This window comes from Sphaerospermopsis aphanizomenoides BCCUSP55, assembly GCF_001586785.1.
Classification (GTDB): Bacteria; Cyanobacteriota; Cyanobacteriia; order Cyanobacteriales; family Nostocaceae; genus Sphaerospermopsis_A; species Sphaerospermopsis_A aphanizomenoides_A.
The window spans coordinates 1-18,815 of sequence record NZ_LUFH02000085.1; the positions used below are offsets into that span (position 1 = coordinate 1).

General features: G+C 41.8%; 7 protein-coding genes and 1 pseudogene. All 8 read left to right on the forward strand.

The window, feature by feature from the left end; genetic code table 11:
- Window positions 1–679 (forward strand): annotated as a pseudogene (locus A0J48_RS19550) (IS66 family transposase); the annotation flags it as partial.
- 114 nt (window positions 680–793) lie between these two features.
- Window positions 794–4,831 carry a CHAT domain-containing protein gene (locus A0J48_RS19555; RefSeq protein WP_200326013.1) on the forward strand — a complete coding sequence of 1,346 codons (4,038 nt, stop codon included), beginning with the start codon at window positions 794–796 and terminating at the stop codon, window positions 4,829–4,831.
- Between the two features lie 2 nt (window positions 4,832–4,833).
- Entirely contained in the window at window positions 4,834–7,719 is a 2,886-nt protein-coding gene (locus A0J48_RS19560; protein ID WP_200326014.1) for a CHAT domain-containing protein, read from the forward strand.
- A gap of 2 nt (window positions 7,720–7,721) precedes the next feature.
- Window positions 7,722–10,904: a CHAT domain-containing protein gene (locus A0J48_RS19565; protein WP_200326015.1), complete on the forward strand. Its 3,183-nt coding sequence runs from the start codon at window positions 7,722–7,724 to the stop codon at window positions 10,902–10,904.
- A gap of 2 nt (window positions 10,905–10,906) precedes the next feature.
- Window positions 10,907–14,167, forward strand: a complete 3,261-nt coding sequence (locus A0J48_RS19570; protein ID WP_200326016.1) for a CHAT domain-containing protein — start codon at window positions 10,907–10,909, stop codon at window positions 14,165–14,167.
- Between the two features lie 32 nt (window positions 14,168–14,199).
- Window positions 14,200–16,575 carry a trypsin-like serine peptidase gene (locus A0J48_RS19575; protein ID WP_200326017.1) on the forward strand — a complete coding sequence of 792 codons (2,376 nt, stop codon included), beginning with the start codon at window positions 14,200–14,202 and terminating at the stop codon, window positions 16,573–16,575.
- Window positions 16,576–16,578: 3 nt separating this feature from the next.
- Window positions 16,579–17,670, forward strand: a complete 1,092-nt coding sequence (locus A0J48_RS19580; protein ID WP_200326019.1) for a hypothetical protein — start codon at window positions 16,579–16,581, stop codon at window positions 17,668–17,670.
- Window positions 17,671–17,673: 3 nt separating this feature from the next.
- A complete protein-coding gene (locus tag A0J48_RS19585; protein WP_200326020.1) occupies window positions 17,674–18,795 on the forward strand; it encodes a hypothetical protein in 1,122 nt (373 codons plus the stop codon).
- Window positions 18,796–18,815: the final 20 nt, after the last annotated feature.

Below are 18,815 nucleotides of genomic sequence, written 5' to 3' on the forward strand. Positions count from 1 at the left end.
AAAATCTACTTTGGCTCATTATTTGCTGCAAAGTTTTATTTCGCTTTTTCTCGTAAGGCTTATTTTGTCGTTACTTATGGCTCGTTTTATGGTTCACAATTTGGCTCATTTTTTCGTTCAAGTCATACTCCAAGAGTGGATTAAACTTACCCAGCCAAATATCCATGTAGATGGAACGCCTTGGGTAGTCAAGGGTGTAAAAGAATGGTTGTGGATTTTTGCCAGTACCGACTTCGCCTTATTTCATGCGGCTGATACTCGGTCTCGTGCCGAAGTAGAATCCATTCTGGGTTCAAGCTATGAGGGTGTACTCAGTTCTGATGATTTTAGCGCCTATAACGGTTATCCAGTCAAAGCTCAACAGAAATGCCAGGCGCATTTACGCCGACACTTCAAGAAACTGATTAAACTTCCTGGTTTAAATAACAAAGAGATTGGGACAAAATTTATCAGCCTCATAGATGAAGGTTTTCAAAACTATGCTTTATTCCAACAACACCAAAACGAAGAGCAATTCTGGATTTGGGCATCCGAGTTTAGAGCCAAAGTTGAAGAAGCTATTCATTCCTTTCTTGATAAAGCTGGAGGAGAAGCTGGTAAACTGTTACGCTCCTTACTCAATAAAGCACATCAGTGGTGGTACTTTTTAGACCATCCAGAAATACCTCCTGATAATAATATTGAAACCAGCAGTTAGGATGAATCTGTGTCGTCGTCTTCATAAATTGGAGGATGGTGCTAAACCTTTTGCATCGCCTTTTTACTGGGCGGCGTTTTGTGGGATTGGTCAGTGATGGATGAAAAACAAAGACTTCAAGAATACATCAAACTAATTGAGGAACTGTTAAACTGCTCAGATGGGGAGGAAACCGAAATCCTGAGTGCCAATCGCGAGTTAGTAGATGCAGGGTTATTGCAGGTAATGGCACAAGTGGCAGAAGAACTGGAAGCAGATGGCAATCAAAACGCTGCCGACTTTATACGTGACCTCAATAGTCAGCTTGTAGAAGTCCTGGGAATATCAGAAACTTCTACCTCAGCTAACCTATCATCTCAAGACTATCAGCAGTTCTTGATGGAGGTATTGCAGGCAACAGAGGAAAGTGGTGGTAACTCTGAGGTAATCTACCCAATCCTCCGAGCAAACCTAGACAAACTTGATAATCATCTAATCTCTATCTTGCAAAATTGGTCGGAGGCTGCCATCTCAGAGGCTGAACCATCGACGGCAGAGGGCATTGCTGGCATTATCTTCAGCTTCGCCAACCTCATCCTACAGTTTCCTCTTGGCCGTAAGGCAACGAACGTGGAAATTAGTATTGTTGGTTACAAAATATCGCTAACAGTCTTTACCTATGACAGTTGTCCAAACAATTGGGCAGCTATTCAAAGCAACTTGGGAAATGCTTATTGTGACAGGGTATCTGGCGAGCGGGCAGAAAATCTGGAGGTAGCCATCACTGCCTATAAAATGGCACTGCAAGTTTTGACTCTTGAAGCAAATCCCATCCAATGGGCAACAACTCAGAATAATTTGGGTACTGCCTACAGCGATAGAATATCTGGTGAACAGGCAGAAAATCTGGAGATGGCCATTGCTGCGTATAAAATGGCATTGCAAGTCTACACCCCAGAAGCACTGCCCGGTGGTTGGGCAATGACTCAAAACAATTTGGGTGCTGCCTATAAAAATAGAATATTCGGGGACAGGGCAGAAAATCTGGAGACGGCTATCGCTGCTTATAAAATGGTACTGCAAGCTTGCACTTGTGAAAAAAATCCCATCCAATGGGCAATAACTCAGAACAATTTGGGTAATGTTTACTGCGACAGGATATTCGGGGACAGGGCAGAAAATCTGGAGACGGCTATCGCTGCTTATAAAATGGCACTGCAAGTTCGCACTCACGAAGCATTCCCCATTGACTGGGCAATGACTCAGAATAATTTGGGTGTTGCCTACCTTGATAGGATATTGGGAGATAGAGCAGAAAATCTGGAAATGTCCATCGCTGCCTTCCACAAAGCTTTAGAGGTTCGCACCCTTGAAGAACTTCCCCTCGATTGGGCAGATACTCAAAACAACTTAGGTGCCGCCTACAACGACAGGATATTGGGAGATAGAGCAGAAAATCTGGAGATGGCTGTTACTGCGTACCAAAAAGCTCTACAAGTTTATACCGCTGACGTATTTCCTGTTCCATGGGCAGATATTCAGAACAATTTGGGTGCTGCTTACGTTAACAGGATATTGGGGGATAGAGCAGAAAATTTGGAGATGGCCATTGTCGCTTTCCAAAAAGCTTTGAAAGTTCGCACCCCTGAAGCCTTTCCTATCAATTGGGCAACAACCGAAAATAATTTGGGTGCTGCTTACGTTAACAGGATATTGGGAGATAGGGCAGAAAATCTGGAGATGGCTATTGCTGCCTTCCAAAAGGCTCTGCAAGTTCGCACGCTAGAGGCAAATCCTATCCGATGGACAGATACTCAGAACAATTTGGGTGCTGCTTACGTTAACAGGATATTGGGCGATAGAGCAGAAAATCTGGAGATGGCCATTGCTGCTTTCCAACAGGTTCTACAAGTTCGTACTCTAGAAGCAAATCCCATTGACTGGCCAGATACTCAAAACAATTTGGGTGCTGCTTACGTTAACAGGATATTGGGCGATAGAGCAGAAAATCTGGAGATGGCCATTGCTGCTTTCCAACAGGTTCTACAAGTTTGTACTCTAGAAGCAAATCCTATCCAATGGGCAAGGACTCAGAGCAATTTAGGTGCCGCTTACCACAATAGAATATCGGGTGAGCAGGCAGAAAATTTGGAAATGTCCATTGCTGCCTACAAACAAGCATTGCAAGTACGGACTCCTGAAGAATTACCCATCCAATGGGCACATACTCAAAACAATTTGGGTATTGTCTACAGCAATAGGATATTAGGTGAGCGGTCAGAAAATCTGAAAATGGCAATCACCACTTTTCAAAAGGCTTTAGAAGTTCGCACCCTTGAAGCAAATCCCATAGATCATCTTCAAACTGCTCGCAACCTCGGCAATCTTCACTTCACCCAAGGCAACTGGCAGTCAGCGACCACTGCCTATGAAAAGTCCGTAACCGCAGTGGAACTCAGCCGCAGTTGGGCAAGTAACGATACTAGTCGCCAAAAAGTTCTCGCAGAGGCAATAGATGTTTATCAAAAACTGGTACAAGCCTATATCAATATAGAACAATGGGACAAAGCTATCGAAACAGTGGAACGCAGCAAAACCCGGAACCTAGTCGAACTGCTCGCCAACCGCGACCTCTATCCCAAAGGTGATGTTCCCCAAGAGATAATCTCCCAATTAGATCAATTGCGACGCAGCATTCCCTCACTGGAAAGGCAATTACAGGTAGTGATAGAGCAATTATCAACAACTACGAGCGAACAAGAACAAGCACAGCGATACTCCCTAGAAGAGTCAAAGAAACGATTACAGCAAGAATTACAAACCTCACGGTTTAAGTTAGATGAGGTACTCGATCTCATCAAACCCATAGACTCCAGTTTCAGCCTAACTCAGAGAGTGGAACAGATTGCCTTTAGCGAGATCCAAAGTCTTCTTGACGATCGCACTGCCGCCATTGAGTGGTATGTTACGGAAGATAAAATTCTTACCTTTATTCTGACTGCCAATAGCCTACATCCTCTTGTCGAAGAAGCTTCCTTGGAAACACTAGAGACTTTCGGAAATTGGAGTAATGATTATTTTCAGGCATACTTGCAAAAGGAAAAGAAGCAATGGAAAGCAAATTTAGATTCTAACCTTGAGAAGTTAGCTGAAATACTCAATATTGATCACATCCTCACCAAGATTAACGAGATTTTTAACCAGCAAGGGAAGAAATGCGATCGCCTCATCCTCATTCCCCATCGTTTCCTACACCTTTTTCCCCTCCATGCTATGCCTTTAGCAAATGGAGATTTATTGATGGAGCGCTTTCCTCAAGGTCTCAGCTATGCTCCCAGTATCCAACTGCTACAACTAAGTAAAACCTGGAGCCGTCCCTCACTCAAACACTTTTTCAGTGTCAAGAACCCCACTGAAGACCTCAGTTTTGCCGATATAGAGGTTAACGCTATCCGTCGTTATTTTCATCCTCACGATGACGTATTGGAAAAACAATTTGCAAGCATTACAGCTCTAACCCAGGAACGTTTAGCCCAAACCAATGTGGCTCATTTCTCTTGTCACGGTTACTTCAACTTTGAAACCCCTAGCCAATCTGCTCTACTCTTAGCAGGAAGCAAAACCACAACAACTACAATAACACCTGCTGACCAAACACGCTTTTGGGCGAGTCGTGATGGAGGGTCGATTAACCTAGAAAAATGCCTGACTCTGGGGGATATTTTTGCCTTAGACCTGCGCCAATGCCGTCTGGCGACTCTCTCTGCCTGCGAAACGGGTCTCACGGATTTTAATTCCCTCGGCGATGAATATATTGGTCTGCCCAGTGGCTTTCTCTATGCGGGCAGTCCCAGCGTGGTCAGCAGTCTTTGGACGGTGAACGACCTATCGACAGCTTTTTTAACGATTCAGTTCTATCAGAATTTGCAGGATACCGAGCAGTATCCCAGCGTGGCGATCGCTCTCAACCAAGCTCAACTCTGGCTCAGAAATCTTACCAAGAAGGAATTGGAAACATGGATGGTTCAAAGCGAGTTAAATTTTGATCCAGCAGTTAAGATGAGCTTAAATCGGCGATTACATAAAATGTCTGATGATGCTCAACCGTTTAAATCGCCTTTTTACTGGGCGGCATTCTGTGCGATTGGGCAATAATTATGAACCCCAAACTTCCCTCTAATCCCGAAGCTTATCTCGACTTCCTAAAGTTAATTCTCAAAACTGTACAAGAGAGCAACAGCAAACCTCAGATCGTCTACTCTCTGTTGCAAGCCAATCTGGATAAACTGGATGAGTTTCTAGCACACATCCTGCAAGCTTGGGCATTATCAACCTTGCCTCAAGCAGACCCAGAGATTGCCAGAGCTATTACTGAAGTAATCGTCAGCTTTTGTATCTTGCTCAGGCAGTTTCCGCTAGGTGACAAAGCCAGCCACCTAGAAATTATTATTACCGGACACGAAATTGCGAGTAATGTCTTTACCCGCAGGGAATTTCCCAGGGATTGGGGAATTGCTCAAAACAATCTGGGTAACGCCTACCTCTACCGCATTCATGGAGATCGCGCTGAAAATTTAGAGATGGCGCTCGCTTACTTTCACAGGGCGCTGCAAGTCCGCACTCGAGAGGCGTTCCCCAAAGAATGGGCAATCACTCAAAACAACTTGGGCGAAGCTTACCGCAATCGTATTTTAGAGGACCCCGCAGAAAATATAGAAGTGGCGATCGCGGCCTTTGAATCTGCCTTGCAAGTGTTTACTTTAGAGGAATTTCCACTAGATTGGGCAACCGCTCAAAACAATTTAGGAAATGCCTATCGCAACCGCATCTTAAGTAACCTCGAAGAAAATCTGACTTGCTCGATAAAATGCTTCCAGTACGCCTTGCAGGTGTTTACTCCAGAAGCCGCGCCTGAAGATTGGGCGATGGTTCAAAATAATCTGGGAAATGCTTACTTATACGGCGTTCGCGAAGACTACAGGCAAGACTTACCAAAAGCGATTGAGTGCTACGAGCAAGCTTTAACTTTTTACACCGAAGAGAATTTTCCTTTGGGTTGGGCACTTGCCCATAACAATCTAGGTATCGCCTATCTTTGTAAATCAGAAGGTAATTTAACCGAGAACCTAGGAAAGGCCATCGATTGCTTTAAACAAGCCCTCCGAATTCGCACTCCAGAAGCATCTCTCAAAGACTGGGCAATGACTCAAAATAATTTGGGGGCGGCTTATCGAGATTTGGGTAAGGTTGATGAGGCGATTCACTGCTTTGAGCAAGTTCTGGAAGTGTATCAACCTGGTGATTTTCCGGTTGAGTGTTTGACAACGGGGCGTAATTTGGGCAATTTGGCGTTTAGAGCAAACCGATGGCAGGAAGCGATCGCAGGTTATAGTGCTGCTATTGAGGCTGTAGAACAAAGTCGCAGTTGGGCGAATAGCGACAAGCGCAGACAGGAAATTTTGTCGGCGGCGATCGATGTTTATGCCAAGATGGTGCAAGCGTGCATCAATACCGACCAGAGCGATCGGGCTTTGGAATATGTCGAACGCAGCAAAGCCCGCAATTTAGTTGAACTTCTAGCTGCACGTGACCTTTACCCTAGAGGTAACGTTCCGCAAACAGTCATCGAGGAATTGGATCGGCTGCGGCGAGAGATTGTTACGGAACAACGCCGGATTGAGATGCGATCGGGAGTCGGTGAGATAGCCACTCTGGAGACGTTACCCGCTCTAGCTGCGTTTCAGGAGTCTCGCACTTACCTTAACCAACTCCAACAAGAACTGGACAAATTGATTCGGCAGGACATCCAACCCTACGACTCCACCTTCAACCTAACTCAAAGAGTTGAACCTGTCACCTTTCAGCAAGTACGAGATTTGCTCCCCAATTCCCAAACGGCACTAATTGAGTGGTATATCGCTGAGGAGACATTTCTTGCTTTTATTGTTGCGCCGAACAGTCAAACTCCCTTCGTCTGGCAGTCATCCACCCAAGACTATCAAGCACTAATGGGGTGGATTAGGACATATCTCACAACCTACTACGATAACAAGCAGCAGTGGCAAAGCACTCTAATTGAGCAACTTCAGCAACTTGCTACCATCCTGCACTTGAATTATCTCCTCTCTGTTATCCCCTCAGACTGTTCTCAACTGATTCTCATCCCCCACCGATTTTTGCATCTGTTTCCGCTTCATGCCCTGCCTGTGGGCGAGGGGCGATCGCAACTGCCAGGGACGCAACTTTCTGATACTCCCTGCTTGCTAGATAAGTTTCCCGGCGGCGTGCGCTATGCTCCCAGTTGTCAGCTATTGCAGTTAACTCAAAGCTGGAACCGCACCAACTTCAGCCATCTGTTTGGGGTGCAAAACCCCACCCTGGATTTGACATACAGCGATATCGAGATGGCAATTGTCCGACAGGTTTTTCATCCCCACGCGGAGATTTTGGTGAAAGCAGAGGCACGCAAAGAGGCGATCGGCAACCAGCGTTTGCAAGCTGCTCATTGCGTCCACTTTGCCTGTCATGGCATTTTCGATTTAGAATCTCCTCTACGCTCTGCCTTGGTGCTGGCGGGTGTGGATCTGAAAGTTCTTGAGTTGGAACGTTGTCTGACGCTGGGGGAAATTTTTGGATTAGATCTGAGTCAGTGCCGTTTGGTGGCGCTTTCGGCTTGTGAGACAGGTTTGACCGATCCGACTTCCCTCAGTGATGAGTACATTGGTTTACCCAGCGGTTTTCTGTATGCAGGAAGTCCCAGCGTCGTCAGTTCGTTGTGGACGATTAGCGATATATCTACGGCATTCTTGGTAGCCAAGTTTTACCAGAATTTGCAACAGGGGTCATCTGTGGCAGTAGCACTCAATCAGGCTCAACGCTGGTTGCGAGATGCTACTGGCGATGAGTTACAACAGTGGATGGAGGAGCAACAGTTGCCGTTGGCTCCAACGCTGAAGATTTCACTGGCACGTCGGTTCCGGCAGAATCAACAGCCGTTTCAGTCCCCTTTTTATTGGGCAGCATTTTGTGCAGTAGGTCAGTGATTATGGATGAACAACAAAGATTTCAAGAATACCTGAATTTAATTGATTCCCTACTCAATTGTCCTAATGGAGAGGAATTAGAGATTTTGAATGTCAACCAGGATTTAGTTGATGAAGGATTGATTGAAGCAATGAATTCAGTTGCCTCAACGTTAGAGAAGGAGGATAATCAAGATGCCGCAAATTGGCTACGAAGTATATCTGACCAACTTTCTGCTGTTGTGTCAGCATCCCCAACTCCAGAAGAATATTTTGATTTTTTGATGCAAGTTTTTAGATTAACTGTTCAAAGTGATGGTAATTCTAACGAAATTTATCCTCTCCTGCAAGAAAACTTAGATAAATTAGATAGATTTTTTGCTCAAATGTGGCGACGTGAAGCTGCAAATATGTTGTCCGAAGCCCCCTCAGAATTACAACCTGGTATAGCAAAAGCTATTTTTGATTTTAGCAATAGAGTTAGTGACTTTCCATTGGGGGATAGAGGAATTAATATAGAGATTACCATATCAGGTTATGAAGTAGCTAATATATTTTTAACTCGCGAAAACGATCCTGAAAACTGGGCTGGACTACAAAACAATCTTGGAACTGCGTATGGAGATCGAATTTATGGTAATCGTGCTGATAACATAGATAAAGCAATAAGTTGTTATGAATTAGCTCTTCAATTTCATACTAATGAAACTTATCCAGAACAGTGGGCTAAATTACAAAACAACTTAGGTACTGCATACAATCAACGAATTAATGGCAACAGAGCAGACAATATAGAAATGTCTATCTTAGCCTACAAAAAAGCATTATCATTCTATAATATCAATGAATTTCCTGAACAATATGCCACTGTAAAAAACAATTTGGGCAACACCTATCTTGATAAAATTTATGGCGATTTGGATAAAAATAAGGAATTGGCTATTGCTGCCTTAAAATCAGCTTTGGAAGTTCGTACTTACCAAAAAAATCCAGAAGAATGGGCAGAAACACAAGCTAATCTAGGTAATGCCTATTGGGAGAGGATTTATGGAGAGCGTGAAGATAATATAGATTCAGCAATTGAAGCTTATAAATCTGCTCTGTTAGTTTACAGTTCTGAAAGATTTCCATACAGATGGGCGGCTACTCAGAATAATTTAGCAAATGCTTACTCCGATCGTTTTCGTGGAGACCGCGAAGAAAATTTAAACTTAGCGATCGCAGCCTGTAAATTAGCTTTGCAAATTCGTACTCGTGAAGCCCTACCTCAACAATGGGCTATGACTCAAAATAATTTAGGAAAAGCTTATAGAACTAGAATGTCCGGCAATCGAGAAGAGAATTTAAAAAGAACACTTGATGCTTATAAATTAACATTAGAGGTTTTTACTTATGAAGCATTTCCATATAACTGGGCACTAACCCAAAACAACTTGGGTATGGTTTACCGTGATTTAGGTAATATGAACGATGCAATTATCTGCTTCAAAGACGCTTTAAAAATCCACACACCTATAACCTTCCCTAGAGATTGCCTTAATTCTGCTTGGAATTTAGGCAATACTTTTTTTATATCTGAAAAATGGATAGAAACTATTGAAGCTTATGATATTGCTATTGCAGCTTTAGAGGAAAGTCGTGATTGGGGAAGTACAGATTTACGCAAAGCAGAAATAGTTTCAGAAGCGATAGATGTTTATGGTAATGTGGTACAGGCTTGTATAAAATCCCTGCAATTTGAAAAAGCTATAGAATACGTCGAGCGCAGCAAAACTCGTAACTTAGTTGAGCTTATCCTCACTCGCGATCGCCACACTATTTTCCCCCCAGAAGTAGTTGCTCAACTAGATCCACTTAGAGATGAAATCGCCATCGGTCAGTACGAACTTCAAAATGCCACAGCAGAAGATCCAACTGCACTAGCTCAACATCTCCAACAGCTTCGACAGCAGCGCAACGAATTACAAGATCGATACTTACCCATCGGTTCTGGTTTTCAATTTGAGCCATTCCGCTCGACTTTGAGCGATCGCACTGCAATTGTTGAGTTTTACATTACAACCGATAAGCTACTCGTTTTCATTATTACCAAGCAAACCCAACAACCAATTGTTTTATCATCAGATTTGATAGACCTGAACAAATTAGCAAATTGGGCAAACAGCTATCTGAAAGCCTATAGTAACAAAAAATCTCATTGGCAGCGCCGTCTAACTACCCGCTTACATCTATTGGCGCAAATTCTGCACATTGATGAAATTATTCAGCAAATTCCAATAGAGTGCAACAAATTAATTCTAATTCCCCACCGCTACTTGCATCTGCTGCCACTTCATGCTTTACCACTTGTCGGAGACTCCAGTCTTTTTGACAGATTTCCTGGAGGAGTCAGCTATGCCCCTAGCTGCCAACTGCTGCAACTCGCCCAAAACCGACAGCGCCCCGAATTTACTCGCCTATTTGCCGTTCAAAACCCCACAGGCGACCTCTCTTATACCGATCTTGAAGTCGAAACCATTCAAAGCTATTTCAATACCAGTAATCTTCTCAAACAGAAAATAGCAACTAAAGAAGCTATTGATAATACTTCTCTTACTGTTGTTCACTGCGCCCACTTTAGCTGTCACGGCTACTTTAACGGAAGCGAACCTCGCAAATCTGCCCTGATTCTAGCCAATGCGGAGCTAAATTCTGCACCGACACAACCCGATACAGAAAACTACCTTAGTTTGGAAAATGGTGGCGTACTTGACCTCAACAAGTGTCTTACTTTAGATAGCGTTTTCACCCTGAATCTAGAACAATGTCGCCTCGTCACTCTATCTGCTTGTGAAACCGGATTGATTGATTTCCGCAATAACAGCGATGAATATATTGGCTTGCCCAGTGGTTTTCTTTATGCAGGTGCTTCTAGTGTTGTTAGTTCTCTTTGGACGGTGAATGACTTATCAACTGCTTTTTTGATGATTCGGTTTTATCAAAACCTTCAAAAGGGTCTGGCTGTGGGTTTGGCGCTCAATCAAGCTCAACTCTGGTTAAAGAATTTGACTAAGGGGGATTTGGAAAAATGGATTGAGGAAAAGCAGTTACCATTGAAACCAGCGGCTAGGATGAGTTTTCGCCGCCGTCTTAATAAGTTAGAGGATGATGCTCAACCATTTGAATCGCCTTTTTACTGGGCAGCGTTCTGTGCGATCGGTCAGTGATTATGGATAAAAAACGGCGAGAAGATTATTTGAAATTGCTTCAAGCGTTACTAAACTGCTGTACTGGTGAAGAAATGACTATTTTGGAACAGTATGCCTACTTATTAGATGAAGCCTTGGTTAAAACTGTTAAACAAATGATAGGGGAACTATTAGAAAAGGGTGAGGAAGAAAAAGCGAGTTACTTAAGTGAATTTAACAAAGAGCTATCCAAAGCTATCGAGCAGGCGAATTTATCAGCCACGGATGATTTAGAAGTTCTTTTTCCAGCAGAAAATATAAATTTCTTAGAAGAGCTATTGGAAACGGCTAGCGTCAGCAACGGCGACGTTACAGGCATCTATCTGCTGTTAAGAGAAAACTTGGATAAACTGGAGGATGACTTCCCTGAATTAGTACAATCCTGGGCAAATTATGTCTTACCTTACATAGAACCTGATCTAGCATCAAGTGTTGCTGCATCTTTGTTTCAGTTAAGCATTTCGATTGTCAATTTTCCCGATACTCGTCCAGCACTCAATTGGGAAATTGCAATTACAGGCTATGAAATAGCCGCCTCTATATGTTCTCAGGAAAAATCTTCAGAAAATTGGGCTGGAATCCAAGGTAACTTAGCGGTTGCTTACCGCAATCGAATTTATGGCGATCATGCTGAGAATTTTGAAAAAGCGATTGCTTGCTACCAAGCTGCATTACAAGTTTTTACTCTGGATAATTTTCCCGAAAAATGGGCAACTATCCAAATGAATTTAGGTTTAATATACTATCAAAAAGATGTCGGAAAGTCAGCAGAAAATATAGAAAAAGCAATCGCCTACTTCCAAGAAACTCTGCAAGTATTTAATCAGAAATCTTTTCGAGAACAATGGGCAAGAGTTCAAAATGAATTAGGGAATGTTTATCACAGCCGCATCACAGGGGATTTTGCTGAGAACTTGGAAAAGTCAATTAACTATTATCAGAAAGCTTTACAGGTTTTTACTCAAATAGAGCTTTCTGATCAGTGGGCAATGGTTCAAACTAATCTGGGTACTGCTTATCAAGTAAGAATCGTTGATAGTAAGTCTCAGAACCTCGAACAAGCAATTGTTTGCTATCAGCAAGCCTTGCAAGTATATACTCAAGAAAAGTTTCCTGATGAATGGGCAACAACCCATAACAATTTAGCCAGTGTTTACTGGAATCGAATTGAAGGTAATGAGGGAGAAAATATAGATAAAGCTATTTATCACTACAAAAAAACCTTACAAGTATATACAAAAGTAGCTTATCCTCAAGAGTGGGGAAGAACTCAGCATAATCTAGGTAGCGCCTATTTTTCGCGAATTTACGGTAATAAATCAGAAAATTTGCAGCAGGCTAAGTCATATTATCAAACTGCTTTACAAGTGTACCTTCGCGATCAATTTCCTGAAGATTGGGCTATGACTCAGAATGCTCTCGGTCATATTTATCGAGAGCAAGAAGATATAGAAAAGGCTCTGATATCCTTCTGGTCAGCCTTGGAAATCCGCCAAGTGAGTATGTCCCCGAATGAATGTATTAACTCTGGGCGCAGCTATGGCTACACAGCTTTTATTGCTCAACTTTGGTCAGAAGCAATCAAAGGATATAGTATCGCTATTGAAGTTGTTGAACAAAGTCGAATTTGGGCTGTTACGGATACAAGAAGACAAGAAATTCTATCAAACTCTATTGATATTTATGCCAATATAGTACAAAGCTGTGTCAACGATCACCAAACTGACACAGCAATTGAATATGTTGAGCGTAGCAAAGCCCGAAATTTAGTTGAACTTCTCGCCAACCGTGATATTTATCCTAAAGGTGCTATTTCTGAAAACGTCCTCAATGAATTAAAGCAATTACGTAGAGAAATTATAGCTGAAAAAAGACACCTAGAGATAACCGAGCAAAATCATTCAGGTGGCATAATTTCTAGTAATGGTGAATCAGTGTTAGATTCAGCAACTTGGCTAAAAAACCGCGATCGCCTAAATCAATTGCTTCAGCGACTAGATAATTTGATTGCTACCGAAATCGATCCTATAGACCCCAACTTTAGAGCTACCCAACAAGTTAAACCTATGTCCTCTAACGAGATTCAAAACCTTATAGACGATCGCGCTGCTATTGTTGAGTGGTATATTACCGATAATAACTTCTACACTTTCGTCATCACCCACCAATCTCAGCATCCCAAAGTCTGGTCATCCTCTGCTGAGGAACGACAAGCTTTCTTAGATTGGCAAGAGGAATATTTGCAAGACTACCAGCAAAACCGAGGGCAATGGATTGAGAAACTTTTAGAACGCCTTTACCGCCTCTCCGAAATCCTGCATATTGATGACATTATTAATAGTCTCCCAAGCAACTGCGACCAAATCATCTTAATTCCCCATCGCTTTTTGCACCTGATTCCCCTCCATGCTTTGCCTCTGTCCCAACACCCTTGTCTCATAGACCGCTTCCCCAGAGGTGTGCGTTATACCCCCTCCTGTCAGCTATTGCAAGTAACTCAAAACCAAGAACGGTCTAATTTTGCTCGCCTCTTGGCTATTCAAAACCCTACTAAAGACTTAGGCTATACGACTGTTGAGGTTGGGACTATTCAACGTTACTTCCCCCATACTGATGTTTTTGTTGAAAATTCTGCCCAAAAAGCCACTCTTGTAGAAGTAAACATTAAAGATAATGGGACGAGAGAGGTTATCCAAAACTCCCAACTCAGTTTGGCAAACTGCGCCCACTTTTCCTGTCATGGCGAGTTTAATTTTGAATCTCCTCTAGACTCAGCACTATTATTAGCAGATGGGGAACGTCTTACCCTTGGAGAAATTTTTGACCTTGACCTTTCCCAATGTCGTCTTGTTACCCTTTCTGCCTGCGAAACAGGTCTAACTAACTACAAAATCCTCAGCGATGAATACGTTGGGATTCCGAGTAGCTTTCTCTATGCAGGAAGTCCTAGTGTTGTCAGCAGTTTATGGACTGTTCAAGATGTATCAACAGCTTTTTTAATGATTAAGTTCTATCAAAATCTGCCGTTGTTTGAGACAGTAGTGATCGCCCTCAACCAGGCTCAACTTTGGCTGCGAAACCTTACCAAAAAGGAACTGCAAGAATGGATTTCAGAAAATAAAATCTCTCTGGATGCAAGTCTCAACATGAGTTTGCGTCGCAGACTCCATAAAATGTCAGATTCCGAGCAACCCTTTAACTCGCCCTTTCACTGGGCAGCATTTTGCGCGATCGGTCAGTGATGACAAAATATCGATAATATACATCCCAAATTATGAACGAAATCACCCAGAATTTGGGGCTGCATAGTCCTAGTATTACTCTTTATGCTTTCCATCTGCGAAACAGCATCAACCAAGGGGAAGAACCGACTGTAGCAGAAGCACCACAGTTGTGGGAACATTTAGTTGATTTGGGTAATAAACTCCACATTGGAGAATTACAAACTCTACAACAACAACTTATTTGTTACCAAGATAATCACTATTTTCCACAAGCAGAAGATAGTCTTGGAGTTGAATATAGCAATCTACTGCGTAATCAAGAACAAAGTTTAAACTTTCGTTTAATTCCGCGAACTGGTGGGTTAAAGCTTCAAGGTTTACTTTGCCCTTTTCGATTACATGATTCTTATGCAATTGATTTAACTCTGTATTCTCAAGATACGTTCAGTATACCTCAATTAAGTAATCTTAATTACGATAATCTGCTGCTACCTCCACAAATTCAGGCTTCTTTAGGACAAACATTATTACTTTTTGGGCAACCAACAGAACTGCAAGAAGATTATCAATATTTAGCTGATGCGTGTGTTAACCAAATACTTTCAGAAAGAAATTCAACCGAGTTAATTGGTACAGGTTATCTGCTAGGAAATACCATTTTTGAATATGAAAGCGCCCATACAGACCCTACTCAAAAACTGCATATTTTAGTTTGGTTGAAATGCCAAGATATGAACCAAAACCACATGGATAAAGTTGCTGAAATTCTACTATATCTGCTGTGGTGTAGGCATAAAATTCAGTATGTTTATCATCAATCCCGGTGGTGCGATCGCCAAACCAAAAAACTTTACGGCAAATTGCCAGATTACGAACGACGCTTTCATCAAATTACTCAAACTGCAAATCAGCAATGGCAGTTAAGGCAGTTGCAGGTAGAGTTACAGCAAATAGGCTTGGAATATGCTCGTTACTTGGGGGAACTGTCAGATCACAAAAATACTATAGCTGTCAATGAGCTAAATTACAGAACTAAACTCCAAAAACTGGAATCGCTACCAGAGACTAATTTAGAGTTATGGCAACAGTTTTTACACTATGTCGGTAACAAATTACAACAACAAATTCAAACAGACATAAGCTTTTTAGAACGGGGACGCGATCGCCTCCAACTTCTCAAAGTTACTGTCCAAGAAAGTATTGCTACTGCACCCGTTGAGAATCAATCCAGGTTTAACGGTAACTCATGGGAGCAACCTGGTGTTACAAATTTCTCTCAAAATTTACATTATCATGAGCATGTAGCTGTAACAAATGATATGCCTGGGATTCGACTAAAGCAAGCCCTGTTGGATTGCGATCAATTTAAGAGTCATAGCCGACTATTCGATTTTTTTGATGCAAATGAGTCACTCAAACCGTGGCGTGATGAATTGCCGGAAGTTGATAATCGAGCTGAACGAGCGGAGAGAGTAATTGCTTACCTCAAGTATGAATATCGCAGAGATACCGGAGAGAACGTGTTATTGATACTGCTGCATTTATTAAAGAGGCAGATAGATCCGGTAAAAGAGTTGCATCAAACTTTATCTGAACTAATACAAGAACTTGAACCTATACTTGCACCTAAGTCTAATAGTAAATCTAATCTCGTAGTTTTACACAATAATCCTAGCCTAAATGATTTACGTAAAGCAGAAGCCAACCCCAAAGGTGAGCCGATGCCTTATATTGCAGCAGATGAGAAACTGCTGAATTGCGCTCGTGCTGTTGCTCGTGTGAGTGTCCCCAAAATTGTCAATGGGAACATGAGGAAAATACCTACAGGTACGGGGTGGCTGGTAACTTCTGAACTGGCATTAACTTGTTGGCATGTCATTGAAGCCAGAGATCCCAAAAGAGAGCCACCAATTAGTGCATCTGACCTGCAAAAGCAAATAGCCAATAGCGTATTCACTTTTGACTTTACCCAAGCAGGCGTTGGGATTGAATATGGCTTGGTGCAGATGGAACACGACAATCTGGAATTAGATTATGCTGTTGTGCGGTTGCGCGATCGCCAGGATTCTCCCCTACAATACCGAAGATTTCTGAGATTGGATGTAGACATACCTTTTACTCTAGGGACGCAACTATATGTAATTCAGCATCCCAAAGGACAGCCACAGCAGCGTTCTGGTGGATATTACAAATCTGATTTGGATAGCAACCGTATTCTCCATAGCGCCCCTACTGAAGAGGGAACATCAGGCGCACCCGTATTGAATGTAACTAACTTTCAGGTGGTGGCACTGCACAACGGCGAAAACGAAACTCAAAAATTGCGAGAAGCCACGAAAATTAAAACTATTTTGAGTGATTTGCAGCACAATCGTCCTAAACTGTACGATGAAATCATCGCCGCACAAAGCCAAAATCAGGAGTGAATTATGCCAACAGGTGCTAGTCAACCTTTTTACCTACAAGACCAACCTTCCGCTCCATTTAACCTAGAATTAGACAACAGTTACTTCCTGGTAAAGCTACACGATGCTCAGGCATTTTTTCAAGCTAATTTCTTAGGTCAGGCTGATTTAGTGACATTTAGTTCTTCTGTGACAAGCTCCTTTCAACGCAATTCTCCTACCCAAAGCCTACATCAAATATCTACAATTCAAAGAAACACTCCTTGTCGTTTGGGTCTTAGCACTAATTTAACTGAATGGCTGCCTGCTAGCTCTAGTGATTCATTGCGGATTAACATCAAATACACAGTGTTGCAGGGGAAACCCATACAAAAATTCGTAGATCATATCAAACAAGCCGATTTAGTAGCGAAGTTGTCATTACGACCAGATTGGGCTGTAGCCGTCAAAGTTACTGATATTGTGGGCAGATTATTGAGTTATCTAGCGCAGGAAGGCAGCCAACAAAACCTGTTTACCTTAGTCATGGATTTCAACGTAGCGGATTTAAAAACTGGCTACTATCTTGTCTACGGTTCCCATAGCGATGAAGATTGGCCTTCACCTCAATTTCTGCAAATTGATGCAGATAAACGCTTGAGAGATAAAACTAGCGGAAGTTTGCTTAATCGTCTTTCTTATGCCGTGATTCAAGTGTTAGGAATTAAGAGATTGAGCCAAGAAGAGTTCCGTGATGAACCTTGGTGGCTACTATTGCAAACAGTCAAAGAACATATACTTGACTCTGTTCTGACTACTGAATTAGAACGCCGACAAAAAATAGGTGAATGGCTTTTCGTTATCAGACGGGTAAAAGAATTAGCTCTCAAGCGGCGCGAGTTTTTATTACCAGAAATAGAAGAAATTATTGCTGCTGCTCAAGTAGAGGTAGAAACCAAATTACAACCAAGTAGCACAGCAGAAGCGTCTGGTATTGGTGATGAATTACCTGATGATTTGCAAGAGATATTAGGTGTGGAGACTGAAGGAGAACTGCAAGAATTAGTGAGAGATTATCAGGATGCCTTGGATATCTCCCAGCAATTGCTGGAGCAGTATAAACTGTTGGGAGATTGATTGATGGAATTACCAACTGACCTCTATTGGCAATGCAAAAAAGTTTTTCAGCAGTGTCAGCCATTTGAAAATGATGAACTTCTTAGTGCATTTTGTGAACAGGAAGAATTTTCTTTTTTAGTACAGGATCTAAAAAAAGCTGACAGTCTATCATCTCGAGTGATGAAGAATTTACCTATCCTACTAAAAGGTAAACATAGAAAGTATGGTTTTATATTTCCCAGTTTTGTGAAAGCCTTACGAGATAATTGTCATCAAGAGAACGCCCGTTGGAGCGAAATTAATGATTTATATGTCAAAATTGAACAAATCTCAGTTCAAGCTCAAGCATTAGATAAACAATTTTTTCTAGATAAGCAAACACTTTTTAACCGCATTCTAGATATTGACTTTGACGAGCAGGAAGATAAAGTAATAACATCTCTAGACTGGCAAAATTTTTCTCACAAAACAGCAGCTTTCTTAGTTCATGGTAATCATCAATTTGGGCAATTACCTTTAGTTACTCGACTGTTGCAATTACGAGAATTAAATAATGGTGAACGCATGAAAATTGTTGTTAAACTTAGCAATCATAAGAACATTTATGATGTCTGGGAGGAAGTTGCACGAAGGTTTGTTCATGGCAATCAGCCTACTGGGTTATCGCCAGAACAAATAATGGATAAAATTTTTCAAGCATTGCGATTTCAAAATTTAATTTTTATATTTTATGAAATTTATCAAAGCGATAGATTGAGTTTTTTGGATGAATTAATTCAAGATTTTTGGCAACCTATTGTAGAACAAGCTAATCACAAAGAAACATATTTGGTCATGTTTTTAATTGATAATAAAGGAGGAGTCTGTAAATCAGGGATTTCTTTAGCTGACGAAGTTAATCACCCACAATACCCTAAAATTCCCTTAAGTTTGCCCCCCGGTACACAATTTCCACGTACAAAACTAGCTAGTTGGTTGCGAGTAGCAGTCAGAGACAAAGTAGTACCTGAAAGTTTATGTATTGATACATTACTGGCAGATTCTCAAGAAGGTGTTCCTGAGCTTGTCTATAAAAGAATTTGTGAGTATTGTAATACCAGTTGGGAAGGAGATTTAGCACAAAAGTTGATTCAGGTGTTCTAGTTGGAAAGGAAAATTAACAT

Excerpts from the sequence above, each read along its gene's own strand:
- A0J48_RS19565 (WP_200326015.1), top strand. The coding sequence starts at position 7,722 with ATGGATGAACAACAAAGATTTCAAGAATACCTGAATTTAATTGATTCC.
- A0J48_RS19560 (WP_200326014.1), top strand. The coding sequence starts at position 4,834 with ATGAACCCCAAACTTCCCTCTAATCCCGAAGCTTATCTCGACTTCCTA.
- A0J48_RS19575 (WP_200326017.1), top strand. The coding sequence starts at position 14,200 with ATGAACGAAATCACCCAGAATTTGGGGCTGCATAGTCCTAGTATTACT.
- A0J48_RS19585 (WP_200326020.1), top strand. The coding sequence starts at position 17,674 with ATGGAATTACCAACTGACCTCTATTGGCAATGCAAAAAAGTTTTTCAG.
- A0J48_RS19570 (WP_200326016.1), top strand. The coding sequence starts at position 10,907 with ATGGATAAAAAACGGCGAGAAGATTATTTGAAATTGCTTCAAGCGTTA.
- A0J48_RS19555 (WP_200326013.1), top strand. The coding sequence starts at position 794 with ATGGATGAAAAACAAAGACTTCAAGAATACATCAAACTAATTGAGGAA.
- A0J48_RS19580 (WP_200326019.1), top strand. The coding sequence starts at position 16,579 with ATGCCAACAGGTGCTAGTCAACCTTTTTACCTACAAGACCAACCTTCC.